This is a genomic window from Shewanella sp. Shew256, assembly GCF_002196695.1.
In the GTDB taxonomy this organism is placed as follows: Bacteria; Pseudomonadota; Gammaproteobacteria; order Enterobacterales; family Shewanellaceae; genus Shewanella; species Shewanella mangrovisoli.
The window spans coordinates 77,332-91,005 of record NZ_NAJR01000012.1; the positions used below are offsets into that span (position 1 = coordinate 77,332).

Annotated in this window: 17 protein-coding genes; 7 read left to right on the forward strand and 10 right to left on the reverse strand. The window is 49.9% G+C overall.

The window, feature by feature from the left end:
* The first annotated feature begins 38 nt into the window (after window positions 1-38).
* The 5 genes from B5P39_RS18580 (at window position 39) to azoR (ending at window position 3,253) form a co-directional block, all read left to right on the forward strand.
* Window positions 39-995 (forward strand): alpha/beta fold hydrolase, encoded by a 957-nt coding sequence (locus B5P39_RS18580; RefSeq protein ID WP_088212586.1) that lies wholly within the window; start codon window positions 39-41, stop codon window positions 993-995.
* Window positions 992-1,594 carry a hypothetical protein gene (locus tag B5P39_RS18585; protein WP_088212587.1) on the forward strand — a complete coding sequence of 201 codons (603 nt, stop codon included), beginning with the start codon at window positions 992-994 and terminating at the stop codon, window positions 1,592-1,594. The genes B5P39_RS18580 and B5P39_RS18585 overlap by 4 nt, the downstream gene beginning before the upstream one ends.
* 15 nt (window positions 1,595-1,609) lie before the next feature.
* Window positions 1,610-2,047, forward strand: a complete 438-nt coding sequence (gene dtd, locus B5P39_RS18590; RefSeq protein ID WP_088212588.1) for a D-aminoacyl-tRNA deacylase — start codon at window positions 1,610-1,612, stop codon at window positions 2,045-2,047.
* A gap of 38 nt (window positions 2,048-2,085) precedes the next feature.
* Window positions 2,086-2,523: a thioesterase domain-containing protein gene (locus B5P39_RS18595; RefSeq protein WP_088212589.1), complete on the forward strand. Its 438-nt coding sequence runs from the start codon at window positions 2,086-2,088 to the stop codon at window positions 2,521-2,523.
* Window positions 2,524-2,656: 133 nt separating this feature from the next.
* A complete protein-coding gene (gene azoR, locus B5P39_RS18600) occupies window positions 2,657-3,253 on the forward strand; it encodes an FMN-dependent NADH-azoreductase (RefSeq protein ID WP_088212590.1) in 597 nt (198 codons plus the stop codon).
* A 61-nt stretch (window positions 3,254-3,314) separates the two neighbouring features.
* Here azoR and B5P39_RS18605 read toward each other — a convergent pair whose 3' ends face one another.
* From B5P39_RS18605 to B5P39_RS18615, 3 genes are all read right to left on the reverse strand, one after another.
* Complete coding sequence (locus B5P39_RS18605) at window positions 3,315-3,479, reverse strand: hypothetical protein (protein WP_254915811.1); 165 nt, start codon at window positions 3,477-3,479, stop codon at window positions 3,315-3,317.
* A 41-nt stretch (window positions 3,480-3,520) separates the two neighbouring features.
* Window positions 3,521-3,844, reverse strand: coding sequence for a rhodanese-like domain-containing protein (locus B5P39_RS18610; protein ID WP_088212592.1), 324 nt, complete (start codon window positions 3,842-3,844; stop codon window positions 3,521-3,523).
* A gap of 95 nt (window positions 3,845-3,939) precedes the next feature.
* Window positions 3,940-4,515 carry a helix-turn-helix domain-containing protein gene (locus B5P39_RS18615; protein WP_088212593.1) on the reverse strand — a complete coding sequence of 192 codons (576 nt, stop codon included), beginning with the start codon at window positions 4,513-4,515 and terminating at the stop codon, window positions 3,940-3,942.
* 129 nt (window positions 4,516-4,644) lie between these two features.
* Between B5P39_RS18615 and B5P39_RS18620 the strand changes: the two genes are divergently transcribed.
* The gene (locus B5P39_RS18620; RefSeq protein WP_088212634.1) at window positions 4,645-5,832 is read left to right on the forward strand and encodes a benzoate/H(+) symporter BenE family transporter; all 1,188 of its coding nucleotides are present in this window, start codon (window positions 4,645-4,647) and stop codon (window positions 5,830-5,832) included.
* A 57-nt stretch (window positions 5,833-5,889) separates the two neighbouring features.
* Here the strand turns inward: B5P39_RS18620 and B5P39_RS18625 are convergent, their stop codons facing one another.
* On the reverse strand, window positions 5,890-6,345 hold the full coding sequence (locus tag B5P39_RS18625) for a GNAT family N-acetyltransferase (RefSeq protein WP_011715552.1): 456 nt from the start codon (window positions 6,343-6,345) through the stop codon (window positions 5,890-5,892).
* Window positions 6,346-7,033: 688 nt separating this feature from the next.
* Between B5P39_RS18625 and B5P39_RS18630 the strand changes: the two genes are divergently transcribed.
* Window positions 7,034-7,834 carry a hypothetical protein gene (locus B5P39_RS18630; protein ID WP_088212594.1) on the forward strand — a complete coding sequence of 267 codons (801 nt, stop codon included), beginning with the start codon at window positions 7,034-7,036 and terminating at the stop codon, window positions 7,832-7,834.
* A 381-nt stretch (window positions 7,835-8,215) separates the two neighbouring features.
* Here the strand turns inward: B5P39_RS18630 and B5P39_RS18635 are convergent, their stop codons facing one another.
* From B5P39_RS18635 to B5P39_RS18660, 6 genes are all read right to left on the reverse strand, one after another.
* The gene (locus B5P39_RS18635; RefSeq protein WP_088212595.1) at window positions 8,216-8,959 is read right to left on the reverse strand and encodes a hypothetical protein; all 744 of its coding nucleotides are present in this window, start codon (window positions 8,957-8,959) and stop codon (window positions 8,216-8,218) included.
* Between the two features lie 10 nt (window positions 8,960-8,969).
* Window positions 8,970-10,223, reverse strand: coding sequence for a beta-ketoacyl-ACP synthase (locus tag B5P39_RS18640; protein WP_088212596.1), 1,254 nt, complete (start codon window positions 10,221-10,223; stop codon window positions 8,970-8,972).
* Window positions 10,224-10,949 carry a 3-ketoacyl-ACP reductase FabG2 gene (locus B5P39_RS18645; RefSeq protein WP_088212597.1) on the reverse strand — a complete coding sequence of 242 codons (726 nt, stop codon included), beginning with the start codon at window positions 10,947-10,949 and terminating at the stop codon, window positions 10,224-10,226.
* 125 nt (window positions 10,950-11,074) lie between these two features.
* Complete coding sequence (locus tag B5P39_RS18650) at window positions 11,075-11,614, reverse strand: hotdog family protein (protein WP_088212598.1); 540 nt, start codon at window positions 11,612-11,614, stop codon at window positions 11,075-11,077.
* A gap of 5 nt (window positions 11,615-11,619) precedes the next feature.
* Complete coding sequence (locus B5P39_RS18655; protein WP_088212599.1) at window positions 11,620-12,843, reverse strand: beta-ketoacyl-[acyl-carrier-protein] synthase family protein; 1,224 nt, start codon at window positions 12,841-12,843, stop codon at window positions 11,620-11,622.
* A 96-nt stretch (window positions 12,844-12,939) separates the two neighbouring features.
* Window positions 12,940-13,671, reverse strand: a complete 732-nt coding sequence (locus B5P39_RS18660; RefSeq protein WP_088212600.1) for a DUF3261 domain-containing protein — start codon at window positions 13,669-13,671, stop codon at window positions 12,940-12,942.
* Window positions 13,672-13,674: the final 3 nt, after the last annotated feature.

Genomic DNA, 13,674 nt, shown 5'->3' on the forward strand with positions numbered 1-13,674 from the left:
GTCATTCACCAAGATATTTAACGAGCCTTATCCCGCCTATGATCACTGACGCCCATCAGCTTGCCCCTTTTATCCGCCGTGATTGGTTGATGATGGGCAATGGGCAGCAGTTGCACCTCGCTCAATATGGTAATCCGCAGGGTATTCCGCTGCTGTATTTGCATGGCGGCCCAGGGGCGGGAGCTTCGGTCAGTGAACTGAGTTTATTTAACCCTGAGCACTACTGGATTTTACTGTTAGATCAACGTGGTGCGGGACAATCACTGCCTGCTGGCGAGTTGGAGCATAATCATTTAAATGGACTTATCAGCGATATTGAGGCGATTCGCATTCACTTAGGCATAGAACGTTGGTGCTTAGCGGGTGGCTCATTTGGCGCCACCTTAGCCTTAATTTACAGTGGTTTATTTCCCCATCGCGTGATTGCCCAAGTGCTGTGGGCGGTGTTTATTCCCTCCAAGGCGGGTATTGAATGGCTCTATGCACCCTCGGGCGCGGCGCAATTATATCCGCAGGCTTACCGTGAGTTTGCTGCACCTTCTGTTGGATTGGCGGATTTATTTACGCACTATCAGCTAGGATTTAACGCCCAAGATGAAGCAACCCGTCATGAATTTGCCTGCCGTTGGATCCAATGGGAATTAACCTTAGCGGGTATACCAACTGGCCTACCGAAGCGGCTTGCGGCGCCTTTGCTAGCCTTAGCTCAAATCGAGCTGCACTATGCAAAAAATGATTACTTCAATATGTTCAGCATATTACAGCGGGTGACATCGCAAGTCACAGCGCGTACCCTGCTATTACAAGGCACGCAGGATGCTGTCTGTCCGGCACGTTTATTAGCCGCATTTTTGGCAAAAATCGACAACCCTAGGATACAAATTCATACCATTGTCGATGGTGGGCATTCGCTGAATAGTGACATACTCTCACTTGCCGTCACACTCGAGATCCAAGCCATGTGGACTTGGATAAAGCGACAGGAGCTAGCATGAAATTAGTCATTATCATTGCCGTCGTTTTGGGATTAACTGCCTGCGCGGCCACCTCATCTCCTACCCCAGAGTCTCAATCCTCATCTTCTGTGGTCGAGTCCACTGAGGCGCGCGCTCCTGTGGCGCCTAAAGTGGTGCAGTTAGCGGGTATGACCAACGAGGTCGCCGCCGATACCTTGTATCAGGCCTTACTCAATGCCAACTATTTAGCCACCAAGGTCGGGGCGGATAAGGTTGCGGTGCAGTTTGGCAATAATGATTTTATGCTCGAACCCAGTATGAATGCTGCGGGGATTGACCGTATTCTGATGAACCGTTTTTATGCGGTGCATCCGCAGTTGCAGGCCAATCCTGAACTTCCCGCGGTGATTGGTGAGCTAAATGCCAAGCTCAATTTTGCTAAATTCGTGCTACGTGAGCAGGGCGCAGTGATCCAAATCCAAGGCACTGTGACCTTTGCCGATAAGGTCGAAATCGAGGAACTTCGCCGCTTTATGCTGTGGACCGATGGCGGTTTAGCGGAAATTGCCCAGTCATTACCCGAAGGTGTGGAGCAGTATCTGCGTCCTATCCCCTTGATGCCCCTCGTTAAGTCTTAATTTAAAGGAAAAGTTGTGATCGCGTTAATTCAAAGAGTGAGCCGCGCCAGCGTGGTGGTGGACAATCAAACCATAGGTGCAATCGATAAGGGCTTGTTAGTTTTACTTGGGGTTGAGCGGGAAGATAATCGCGAGAAGATGGAAAAATTAGCCACTAAGGTGATGAGTTATCGAGTTTTTTCCGATGAAAATGGCAAGATGAACCTCAACTTGACTCAGGCGGGTGGCTCGCTTTTAGTGGTTTCGCAGTTTACCTTGGCCGCCGACACTGGTCGTGGTCTGCGCCCGAGCTTTTCGGGGGCGGGTACTCCTGAGCAAGCGCTTGGTCTGTATGAAGACTTTGTCGCCTTTTGCCGTGCGCAGGGGGTAACGACTGAAACGGGGCAATTTGTTGCCGACATGAAGGTCGAGCTAGTTAACGATGGCCCTGTGACCTTCAATTTGCAGGTATAACCCCAAGACAGTGTGCCAACGGCAGTAAGAATATGAACATGGATGAATTATTAAACCAATTGCGCCAAACCTGGCACAGCACCATTCCCGTTAGCGAGTTTATGCAGATAGCGCCTGTTTCCTTTGTCGAAGGGGGGCTGCGCGTGAGTGCGCCACTGGCGCCGAATATCAACCTGCATAACACTATGTTTGCGGGTAGCATTTATACCCTTATGACCCTCACTGGCTGGGGAATGGTGTGGCTGCAACAGCAACTTCAACAGGTGGATGGCGACATAGTGTTAGCCGATGCCCATATCCGCTACATGGCGCCCGTGACCTGTGCACCCGAGGTCATAGTGCGTTGGCCTGAAACGGATTTAAGCCCGCTGCAACGGGGGCGCAAAGCCAAAGTCAAACTCGAAGTACAACTCTTTTGTGACGGAAAACTCTGTGCCCAATTCGATGGCTTGTATGTCAGTGTGCCTAAAATGTAAAACCTTTCTAAAAAATCGAAATTAATCTCAAATTTTATCCGCTTTTTTTCTTTTTTATGGGCTAATAAACTAAGCCCATAGAGTCGAGAGCAAGTTGAAAGACTCTCAAGAATTTCAATTTTCGGAGCAGATTATGTCTAAAGTCCTAGTGTTAAAATCCAGTATTCTTGGCGGTTATTCACAATCTGCCTTGTTAGTTGACCACCTGATCGGTAAATGGGAAGACCAAGGCGCGACCATCACAGTTCGCGATTTAGCGGGTAAAGATGTGTTGCCAATGGTTGATGGTGAAATTGCCTCTGGCCTACGTGGCGGTGCTGAGTTAACCGCACGTCAGCAAGAGATGCTCGACTTGTCTGACGCCTTAGTTGAAGAGTTAAAAGCGAACGACACTATCGTGATCACCGCGCCTATGTACAACTTCAACATTCCAACCCAGCTGAAAAACTGGATTGATTTTGTGGCCCGTGCAGGTGTGACTTTCACTTATACCGAAAACGGCCCTAAAGGCTTAGTAGAAGGTAAACGCGCTGTGTTGATCACCACCCGTGGTGGCGCCCATAAAGATGGTCCAACGGATCACATTGTACCTTTCTTAAAAACTTTCCTCGGCTTTATCGGGATCACCGACGTGGAAGTAGTTTATGGCGAAGCGCTGAACATGGGCCCAGAAGCCAACCAAAAAGGTATCAGCGAAGCGAAACAAAGCCTCGATGCGTTAACCGTTTAATCGTCAAGATAATAAAAAATGCCAGCGTAAATGCTGGCATTTTTGTTTCTGCAGCAAGCGATTATTCGCACAGCTTGCAACCGAGGGACATAGCACTGGTTTCGATATAGCGCACCTTAGTGCTGGCTTGGCCACGGTTGCGGCTCACGCTGTAGCGGGCTTCGCGAACCACTTTGGGCTGAGGCGGTTGTTCGCCGCTAGGTGGGCGTGGGCACTTTGTTGTCATCCGCACCTCCTCATGCATAGTTGATCTGCTTGGCTTAGGTTTTAGCTTGGCTGGCAACAGACTAAATCTTTTAGCGAGCCACCGTTAACCACACATTCAAAACCATTAGCTTTTAAAATATCGCAGCCCTTTTGGGCACGAATGCCTGCGCCGCAGTAAAGCACAAAGGGATGCTGTTTATTTTCAACCTGATGTAACCATTGGTCGAGCGTTGGCAGCGGCACGTTGATGGCCTGAGGCAAATGACCCGAGGCAAACTCCTCCGGTGAGCGCACATCGATAACGCGCGCACCTTGATCAATCAATTGCCAACATTTTTCACCGTTGCTGCTACCAGATAATTTAGCCAGTAAAGATTGAAACATAGCTTTGCCTCTATGATTAGATAATTTTCAATAAGTTTATTCTAATGAATTGGCAGGCGCAAGCGGCAATCTGTTGGGCGCTTGGTTTGTCGGCGTTACTCGGTGGCTGGTGCTGCTCTGTGGTAGTGGATTAGATCATGAAACACCACGGGTTGATCGCTTAAGTTACGGTAACCATGGGGTTTATCGGCGGCAAATCGCACGGCTTCGCCCTGCTGTAATGGCTGCCACTGACCATCGACTAACACTTCCATGTTGCCGCTCAGCACGATCACATGCTCGGTCACACCCGCCTCATGGGGCTCGGAGAGGCGCTCATAGTGGGGCAATAGGGTGAGTTCAAACATCTCAAAACCAAAACGTGGCTCAAAGGGAAATAGCGACGCCACTAACATGCCATCGGTTGCAGGCTTTTGGCGTAATGCATCGGCGTTACGAAAGACGGCACCTTGGCTCTCGGGCGTCGGCTCCAAAAAGGTTGAGAGTGAGATATTAAAACCGCTGGCGATTTTCCACAGGGTAGCAATGGTGGGGCTAGATTCGCCGCGCTCAATCTGGCCTATCATGGCCTTGCTTACGCCTGTCTCGAGTGCCGCTTTATCTAAGCTCCAACCCTTTTGGCTGCGCAGTTGTTTTAGGGTCGCGGCAAGATAGCTGTTGATGGTCTGCATTAGATTCTGACGCTTAAAAAATTATTTGTACGTTATAACGCACAAGTGCTATCTTGTCCATCTCATGCGTTATAGCGCACGAAGAGTGGTTCGATGATCAAAACAAAGGTAGGCAGAGGAGTAGGGATGATGTGGCGCGAGGCTTTAGGACTATCAAAAATATCGGCGGGCTTTATTGCCGTGCTGGTGGGCTACAGCAGTTCGGCGGTGATTATCCTGCAGGCGGCGGACGCCGTTGGCGCGACATCGGCACAGATGAGTTCATGGCTGTGGGCCTTGGGTGTCGGCATGGGGCTCACCAGTATTGGCCTGTCTCTCTACTATAAAAATCCGGTGCTTACGGCATGGTCGACACCTGGGGCGGCGCTGATGGTCAGCAGCCTTGCGGGATTAAGTATCCACGAAGCCGTTGGTGCCTTCCTGATTAGCTCTTTGTTGATCACCCTCTGCGGCTTGGCAGGCTGGATGGATAAGCTTATTCGCATTATGCCACCCTCGGTGGCGGCGGCCATGTTAGCGGGGGTTTTATTGCAGTTTGGCTTAGGGTTATTTCAAGCCATGCAGACTCAGCTGAGTCTAATCCTCTTGATGTTATTGGTATTTGTTGTGCTTAAGCCCTGGGCGCCGCGCTACATTATGTTGCTTACCCTCGTTGCGGGGATAGGGATGAGTTATCAATTGGGTTTATTGCAACTCGATAAGCTTGAGCTTCAATTCGCCGCCCCCGTATGGATAGCGCCTACGTTTTCTATCGCCAGCGTGGTGGGCGTGGCGCTGCCCTTATTTGTGGTGACTATGGCTTCGCAGAATATGCCTGGAGTGGCCGCGCTCCACGGCCATGGTTATCGCCCGCCTATCTCGCCATTAATTACCGTGACGGGTCTGATGGGCGTGCTGTTTGCACCCTTTGGTGGCTTTGCTTTTAATCTCTCGGCGATTACTGCGGCAATTTGTATGGGTAAAGAGGCTGACCCTAACCCCGCAACTCGTTATTGGGCGGCGGTGTGGGGCGGAGTCTTTTATTTGATAACAGGTCTACTCGGCGCAACTGTGGTGGGGCTCTTCGCTGCATTTCCGAAGGAATTAGTGCTGGCGATTGCAGGATTAGCCCTGCTTGGCACCATAGGTAATAGTCTGACCGCGGCACTCGCGGATAACGACGAGCGAGAGGTGGCTGTGATTACGTTTCTCGTCACCGCCTCGGGTGTGAGTATATTGGGGATCGGCAGTGCCTTCTGGGGATTATTACTCGGATTTTTAATGCATTACTGGCACAAGCATCGCGTCTTAACCACAGCTAAACAGGCAAAAGCTTAGCTGTGGTTAGGTCTAGGCTGCGGTTCGCCACCTTAGTGGATTGATGTATGTTGAGGCCTAGAGCTTTTTGGTCATAAACAGGCTATTGGGGTCGAGCACGTAATCGGCAAAGGGGCCGCACAGCTCGAAGCCAAATTTGGCATACAGGTTACGGGCAGGTTGGAAAAAGGCCATTGAGCCCGTTTCTAAACTGAGGCGCTGCACGCCTGCGGCTTTGGCATCATTGATCAAGTGCTGCAATACCTTAGAAGCAATTCCCTGTTGTTTGTAGGTGGCGGCGGTGCGCATCGATTTGATCTCCGCATGTTCGGCATCTAACCATTTTAGTGCACCGCAGCCCGCCAGATTTCGACCATCCCACAGTGTCCAAAAGCGAATATTGGGTTGACGCAGGCCATCCAAGTCTAATGCGTGCACACTCTCCGGCGGCGAGGTTGCCCGCATATCCTCGAGGTGTTCAGTTAAAAGTGCTGCAATTTCAGGCCCTTTTAGATCATCTAGTATTATTTTCATTGTTGCTCTCAAGAATAAAATTCCCAGTGTTGTCGCTTAACCATCATAGCGTTATCACGTTTCGTTGTTTTAAGAGGTAAAACGCCGCGGTGGATAAGCAAAGGGTAGGCCAATATTTAGGGAAGAGGTTGGTATCAGTCTTGATAGCAAGAGAAATAACTTACTGTTTTATTTTGCTTTCTTTTCTATGGTTCAGGTAAATGCTAGAAAAGTCGCCTCTAGATCTTTCCCAACTTAGTTTGGATTTTTAGATGAAATCAAAGTCGTGGGGCTTCACCCCACACCTGACCAAGGAGAACTGCTCGTCCTATCCTCCTTGGATGCTCCAAGACGCCCCTAACGGAGTTGAAAGCCCCTTGTGCTCATAGCCAAATTTGCTATCGCTTCCGAAGGATGCGTCCCTGCACCTGCGAAAGCTAGCTCGCCATCCATGGCGAGACTCACGCAATTTGCCTATTCGCCCTGCGGCAACTCCGAGGGGATGGTGTATTCCTTAGGCTCAGGTGTTATTGGTCAAATTTTGAATGAAAAAAGTTATGCCTGTCCGATCTTATTTTTATGAATCTCGTTAAAGCAATTTTAGTCAGTACAGATTGTAGACAAACCCAAAGTGCATTATGTTGTTGATTTAAAATGGATGGCTTAAACAAATAACAGGCTTATTTGACGTAGGAGATAGTTAAGAAATATGAATCTTAATAGGTACTGGTTCGGGGGCGTTGTAATCATTCCTTATGCCTACATGATGCTTTTAAAGCCTTGGATTGATGGAAGGGGGGACTGGCAATATGTTCAAGCTGTATGGATGGATTGGCAGAGTCTAAATACTGGCGTTTTTGCTTTGATTGCAAGCTTCACTGCACTGTATGTGACTTCATACCGGCAGCGGCATGAGGATGAAAAGAATAAAAGGCTTGCAAAAACATTGCTAGTAAACATTGCGGAAAATGTCTATGAGTTCTGCCTACTTAATGCCTCTATTTTGCTGAATGCACGAGAAAGTGGTGATGAAGATAAGGGGTATAGCACAGATAAATATGCATCGAAAGCATCTAGGGAATTACTCGAAGATTTAAGGTTCTCACTGAAACATCTTGATGATAAAAATACAGATTTATTATCTGATTTAATTGGTCAAATTACGAACGCAACATTCAAAATAAACCAACTCTACCGCCCTAACAAGTATGCACAAAAATCTCTTGCGAAAACTTGGCCAGAGGATATTGACCACGCTTTTAAAGAGCTCGGTTATCTATTGATCATCGTAGGTAAAATGTTTCAGTTTGTACGTGGTGAAATCGACATTTTAACGATGCCTATTCCTAATGAACACGAAAAAATAAGTGCCCTACGCGATCTTACAGACATGCATTCCGTTGCAGATGAGATGCTGAGAAGACGAGTTAAGAATGAAGAAATATCTAGTAAAATGAAACAGTATTTGGACGGAATAAAGGTACTAGAAGGGACAAAACCAAAATTTTGAGTTAACAGGCTAGTTCTAAGTTATTGTCGTTAGTTATGTGAATCATTAGTTTTAATTCATTAAATTTTATATTGAGAATTTAGATCTGGTCTTTTAAAGCTACAGATTATGCTGATGCTCGAAAGGCAAACCATGGTGATTGGCGAGACGACCGTCCGCCCCATGGACGGGGCGGTCGAGCATCCAGGGATGGACTTGCTGCGTGTCGTCGAGCCTGTACCATGGTTGGTCTCACTCCGTGACGTGTCGTCGAGTCAGTATCATGGTTGGCTTCACTCCGTGGCGTGTCGTCGATGCAGTACCATGGTTTGCCTACAAAAGAGAGCAAAAAGCCGAGATGATTCTCGGCTTTTTATTAACGCTTTTACGAATCCAAAGGGATTAGTAGTACTTCTTCAGATAGCTTTCGGCGTAGCTTTTCAGCTTTTTGTTTGGGTTGTTGTTGGCAATATTTTCAATCACTTCGCGGTATTGCGTATTGCCCGATGCGGCGAGGGCCTTGGCCATATTGGCGTAGGTGTCGATGGCTAACTTGTCGTTGCTCATTAAGCGTGGATTTTTAAGCTCAACGCTAAGGCGCTCTAATAGAAAATCATCGTAGTTTTGATCGTCCATTATGCGTTTCGCGGCGAGGCGCATCAGCTCTAAATCATCGCTTTTCAAGGCGTTGGCAAAGGCATTGTTCTTAGGGCTTTGCTCGGCCACATATTGGCTCTTATCCGCTAAGATAGCGTTCCACTTCTTGTATTGCGTAAGATTTTCAAGGGCTTGTGATGCGTATTTTTTTAGTTTCTTGTGGTAGCTGCCATTGACTATGTTGCTGATGGTCGCGCTGTATTTGTCATTACCCGAGTAAGCTAAGCCTTTGACTAACCAAGCGCTGTAGTCGATGGCGTTTTTCTCGGTGGCGAGGGGCAGGGATTCGATCAGTTTGGCTTCTAACACATCGTAAATGGCGGGATCGGATAATCCGGCAATCGTCAGGGCTTCGATGGCTTGTTTTTGCTTAAATTGATTGTCGCCTTTAAAAATTTCTTGATAGGTTTCAACCGTATATTCCTGTGCCCATACGGGTGAGCCCAGTAAGCTAATGCCGAGTAAAATGCTTGCTACTAATGGTTTCATTGATATGTCCTTATGTCGTTTTCCAGCGTTTAAAAATCAGTGAGGTGTTGATGCCGCCAAAGGCGAAGTTATTGCTCATCACATAGTCAGTGTCGAGTGTACGTAGCTCGCCGCGAATGTAATCGAGTGCGGCACATTCTGGGTCGATATTGTCGAGATTAAGCGTGGGGGCAAACCAACCCGCATTCATCATTTCGATACTGACCCAAGCCTCTAACGCCCCGCAGGCGCCTAAGGTATGGCCTGTGTAGCTTTTTAGAGATGAAATCGGCATATCCGCACCAAATACTGCATGGGTTGCATGGGTTTCGGCAACGTCACCACGATCGGTGGCTGTACCGTGGGCATTCACATAACCAATGGCATCGGGCGTGAGCGCCGCATCCTTAAGGGCTAAACGAATGGCGATTTCCATGGTATCGCTATTGGGCTGAGTCACATGCTGACCATCGGAGTTAGTGCCAAAACCGACGATCTCAGCATAAATTTTCGCGCCGCGCGCTAAGGCATGTTCTAACTCTTCGAGCACTAGCGTACAGGCGCCTTCGCCAATCACTAAACCATCGCGATGGGCATCGAAGGGGCGAGGCGTTAACTCTGGCGTGGCATTTTTGGTGCTGGTGGCAAACAGGGTGTCGAATACCACCGCCTCGGTGGGGCAGAGTTCTTCACCGCCACCCGCGAGCATTAAGGTCTGCTGACCGTATTTGATGGCTTCATAGGCGTAGCCTATGCCTTGGCTACCCGAAGTACAGGCGCTGCTGGTGGTATGAATGCGTCCCTTAAGGCCAAAGAAAACCCCCACGTTTACCGCAGTGGTGTGGGCCATCATGCGGATATAACTGGTGGCGGTGACGCCCGACATATCGCCATGTTTGAGCATATCGCCAAAGGCAATTAGCGGATCGGTACTGCCGGTGGAAGAACCATAGGCAATGCCCATTTCCCCCGAGGTAACGATAGGGTCGTCTAAGAGTCCTGCATCCATCAGTGCAAGCTCGCTGGCGCGAGTCGCCATAATCGAGACGCGTCCCATGGAGCGGATCTTTTTGCGGGAATAGTGGCTCGGCACCTCAAAGTCAGTAATAGGGGCAGCGAGGCGAGTGTTTAGTCCGTCGTATTTATCCCATTCCGCCATCGTCACGACACAGTTTTTTTGTGCCTTAAGGCTGCTTGCGATACTCGGCCAGTCATGGCCTAGGGCACTGATGCCACCGATACCGGTAACGACGACACGTCTGCCTAGGGGATTGCGCTGCGTCATTTAGATCATGCCTCCATTCACCGGAATCACTTGGCGCGTGATATAGGCAGCATCGTCCGACATTAAAAAAGCGGCTAAGGCGGCGATTTCATTAGGTTTACCCATGCGGCGCATCGGCACTAACTGCTCGACCATATCCTTAGGAATATCCGCCACCATATCGGTTTCGATTAAACCTGGTGCAATGCAGTTGACGGTGATCTTACGTTTGGCCAGCTCTAAGGACAGCGCCTTAGTGGCACCAATCAACCCGGCCTTAGAGGCGCTATAGTTGACCTGGCCACGGTTGCCCGCAATGCCTGACACTGAGGCTAGAGTGATGATACGGCCACCCTTGCGGCCTTGTACCATGGGCATTACGCAGGGGTGAATGACATTGTAAAAACCATCGAGGTTAGTGTGGATCACGCTGTCCCACTCGGCTTCGCTCATCGCTGGGAAGGCATTGTCACGGTTGATGCCCGCATTGAGTATCACGCCATAATAGGCGCCATTGGCTTCAATATCGGCTTCTATGGCGGCTTTTACGGCGGCGCGGTCGGCAACATCAAACTTTAATAGGCTGACGTTCACCCCAAGGGCGCTAAGTTCTGCGGCGCTGGCATCGGCTGCGGCCTGATTGCTGTGGTAATGCAGGGCAATATCGTAGCCCGCTGCGGCCAGTTTAAGGGCGATGGCTTTGCCAATACCGCGGCTCGAACCTGTGACTAATACTCTGTTATTCATCTTTATTTCTCCACCCGCGATGCTTGATGATGAGTTGTTTATGCATCAAAGGGCTAAATCCTTTTGTAGTGCGACTGACGTTGCGTCGGTTTAAAGCTTGGCGTTTGTGAGCGCTAGGGCAGACATTAAGCCTTACTGGAGGCGATATACGCTTGGGTGTCCTGGGGTTGGAACACGTTCACATTGGCCTCGGCCACGAGTTGTGGTGTTTGCTCCGATCCTGCCTCGGGCAACAGATAAATCTGGCAATCGAATACCGCCAGTCCCGACTCTTCTTGATAGAGGCGTTTAACCTGAGTGCGGTAGCGGCGGTTGAGTTCGTACTGCGCTGTGTGTAAGGCTAATTTACGCGATCCCAATAAAAAACCCACTCGGATTTTATCGTGGCGCAGTTTGGCCTCAACACCGGCGAGGGCGGCGATGCTCTGCGCCATGTATTCAATGCCCACATAATTGGGGACGGCCTGACGTTGCTCGTCAAAATAAGCACTCTGAGGGCTGATCTGCACTTCGGTTTCGAGCGCATCCTGCTGATGGCGAATGATCTTATCAATCAAGATCATCGGCGCGCGGTGCGGAATAAAATCAGCAATATTCTGCTCGGCTAATTGTTGCAGCCACATCGGCTCGGCGGGTGCCATTGCAGTGTCAGTAGAACTGGACATAAATCTTAAGCCCCTTTACGGCAAAAAATCAGGCTGGCATTGCTGCCGCCAAAGGCGAAGGAGTTGCTCATCACATAGTTCAGCCTGCCATGCTCGGCACATTGCTTGGGCGCGACTAAGGCTATGTTGGGATCCTGTGGATCTTGCTGCCCATCAAACCTGTGGGGAGGTAGGGCAAGATGGTGATTATGGGGTGAGAGCAGTAAATAACAAAATGCGGCTTCAATCGCGCCCGCGGCACCTAAGGTATGGCCGACCAGCGGTTTTGTTGAGCTTGCGGGTGGCGGCGTGTCGCCAAATACCGAGGCTACGGCGCGGCTTTCCATCGCATCATTTTTAGGCGTTGCTGTGCCATGTAAGTTTATATAATCAATCTGTTGTGCCGATATTTGTGCATCATCAAGCGCGGCTTGCATGGCGGCAATCGCTCCCGCACCTTCGGGATGCGGCGCCGACATATGGTGCGCATCGCTCGACTCGCCAATGCCTGCAAGCAATACATTCGCTTGCGCTGCACCGAGCGTTTCGTTTTCCGCTAAGGTCAGAGTAAACAGCGCGGCGCCTTCACCGATATTGATGCCATCGCGATTGGCGCTGAAGGGATTGCAATGTCCCTTGGAAACCGATTCCAAGGCGTGAAACCCGTTGACTGTCAGTTGGCACAGGCTGTCGATACCGCCGACGATCACCATATCGCACAGCTTGGCCTCGAGCAGGCGTTTGGCGCTGGCAAATACCTTGGCGCTGGAGGAGCAGGCGGTCGAAATGGTGTAGCAGGGACCTTGGAGCTCAAATAACTGGCGTAGAAAATCGCTGGTGCTACCGAGTTCCTGCTGGAAGTAATGGTAATCGGCGGGGAAGTGGCCGTGTTGATTGCGATAGGCCAAGGCGGCTTCGCCCTTCGAAATCCCCGAGGTGCTGGTGCCTAAGACCACGCCGATGCGGTCGGCGCCAAAGTTACCTTTGGCTTGCTCTACGGCATCGCGAATTTGCAGTGCGGCAGCAAGGAGTAACTGATTATTGCGACAATCGAATTGCGCCAACGCGGCAGGAATCGTCGGTAACGACTCAGTGACTGGCGCAACCAGTGTCGACTCCCCAAATAGCAGAGTATCACTGGTTTGCATGGCACTGGTATCGCCTGCAATCAAGCGGGCTAACACCTGCTCGGGCGTTTGCCCTAACGGGGTACACAATCCAATTTGTGTAATGGCGACTCTGTTGTTCATTGCTGCTTGCTATACCTATGGCCTTTGATGTGAGCAAGACTAAAGGCTCATATCAATTGGCTGTTAACGGGTGCCTATGGCATTGTCAAAAGACGATTAAATGGGTTGTATCTCTAACTCAAACTTTGCCTGTGGCATGGTCAAATTAATATGTGCCTGCCAGAGGGCATCGTCGGTCTGTTGCTGATAACGAATTTGTATCACTTGAGTCTGGCTATCGCTGCGACTGATAAGCGTGTCTTGGCTATAAAACTGGCGACAGGGAAGAGTGTCACACAGCCCTGTCACTAACTCGCCGCCCTCTAAATGGCTTTTAATACTCTGCTCCGGCCAATAGATGAGTTGCATCATCGCCATCAGGTATTCGGCCTTAAACTCATCTCCTAGCAAGAGACTCTGTTCACTGCTGAGTGTATTCCCATCGTAAACCAAGGTAAACAATGCCTGTCCAAGGGGCGCGAGCCCGACCAGCGTCATCCGTTCCCCTTCGAGTTCGAGCTGGGTGAGTAGTTCGTGGGTGTTTTCGCCCACCTTAATGCTCACCTTTTGACTAAAGGACTGGGGTGAGGATACCCCAGCCTTGCTGTCACCTTGCTGACTATTACCTTGAATTTTAGGGTCATTCGTCTGCGGCTTTGTGAGCGGTTTATTCGTTGCAGGGCCAAAATCATGGGGCAGTGGCGCTAAGCAGTAACGCATATCTTTCGCCAAACCGACACAGGTTTGCCGATAGAGCAGCTCGCTGCATCCCATCAAACCTAGGCTGATAAGGAGCAGGCTACACGTCGCAATAGTTTTGCGACTTTTGGCGTTAAGGCTTAAGCGCATCGA

Excerpts from the sequence above, each read along its gene's own strand:
- B5P39_RS18660 (WP_088212600.1), bottom strand. The coding sequence starts at position 13,671 with ATGCGCTTAAGCCTTAACGCCAAAAGTCGCAAAACTATTGCGACGTGT.
- B5P39_RS18595 (WP_088212589.1), top strand. The coding sequence starts at position 2,086 with ATGGATGAATTATTAAACCAATTGCGCCAAACCTGGCACAGCACCATT.
- B5P39_RS18650 (WP_088212598.1), bottom strand. The coding sequence starts at position 11,614 with ATGTCCAGTTCTACTGACACTGCAATGGCACCCGCCGAGCCGATGTGG.
- B5P39_RS18615 (WP_088212593.1), bottom strand. The coding sequence starts at position 4,515 with ATGCAGACCATCAACAGCTATCTTGCCGCGACCCTAAAACAACTGCGC.
- azoR (WP_088212590.1), top strand. The coding sequence starts at position 2,657 with ATGTCTAAAGTCCTAGTGTTAAAATCCAGTATTCTTGGCGGTTATTCA.
- B5P39_RS18620 (WP_088212634.1), top strand. The coding sequence starts at position 4,645 with ATGTGGCGCGAGGCTTTAGGACTATCAAAAATATCGGCGGGCTTTATT.
- B5P39_RS18585 (WP_088212587.1), top strand. The coding sequence starts at position 992 with ATGAAATTAGTCATTATCATTGCCGTCGTTTTGGGATTAACTGCCTGC.
- B5P39_RS18580 (WP_088212586.1), top strand. The coding sequence starts at position 39 with ATGATCACTGACGCCCATCAGCTTGCCCCTTTTATCCGCCGTGATTGG.
- B5P39_RS18635 (WP_088212595.1), bottom strand. The coding sequence starts at position 8,959 with ATGAAACCATTAGTAGCAAGCATTTTACTCGGCATTAGCTTACTGGGC.
- B5P39_RS18605 (WP_254915811.1), bottom strand. The coding sequence starts at position 3,479 with ATGACAACAAAGTGCCCACGCCCACCTAGCGGCGAACAACCGCCTCAG.
- B5P39_RS18625 (WP_011715552.1), bottom strand. The coding sequence starts at position 6,345 with ATGAAAATAATACTAGATGATCTAAAAGGGCCTGAAATTGCAGCACTT.
- B5P39_RS18640 (WP_088212596.1), bottom strand. The coding sequence starts at position 10,223 with ATGACGCAGCGCAATCCCCTAGGCAGACGTGTCGTCGTTACCGGTATC.
- B5P39_RS18630 (WP_088212594.1), top strand. The coding sequence starts at position 7,034 with ATGAATCTTAATAGGTACTGGTTCGGGGGCGTTGTAATCATTCCTTAT.
- B5P39_RS18645 (WP_088212597.1), bottom strand. The coding sequence starts at position 10,949 with ATGAATAACAGAGTATTAGTCACAGGTTCGAGCCGCGGTATTGGCAAA.
- B5P39_RS18610 (WP_088212592.1), bottom strand. The coding sequence starts at position 3,844 with ATGTTTCAATCTTTACTGGCTAAATTATCTGGTAGCAGCAACGGTGAA.
- B5P39_RS18655 (WP_088212599.1), bottom strand. The coding sequence starts at position 12,843 with ATGAACAACAGAGTCGCCATTACACAAATTGGATTGTGTACCCCGTTA.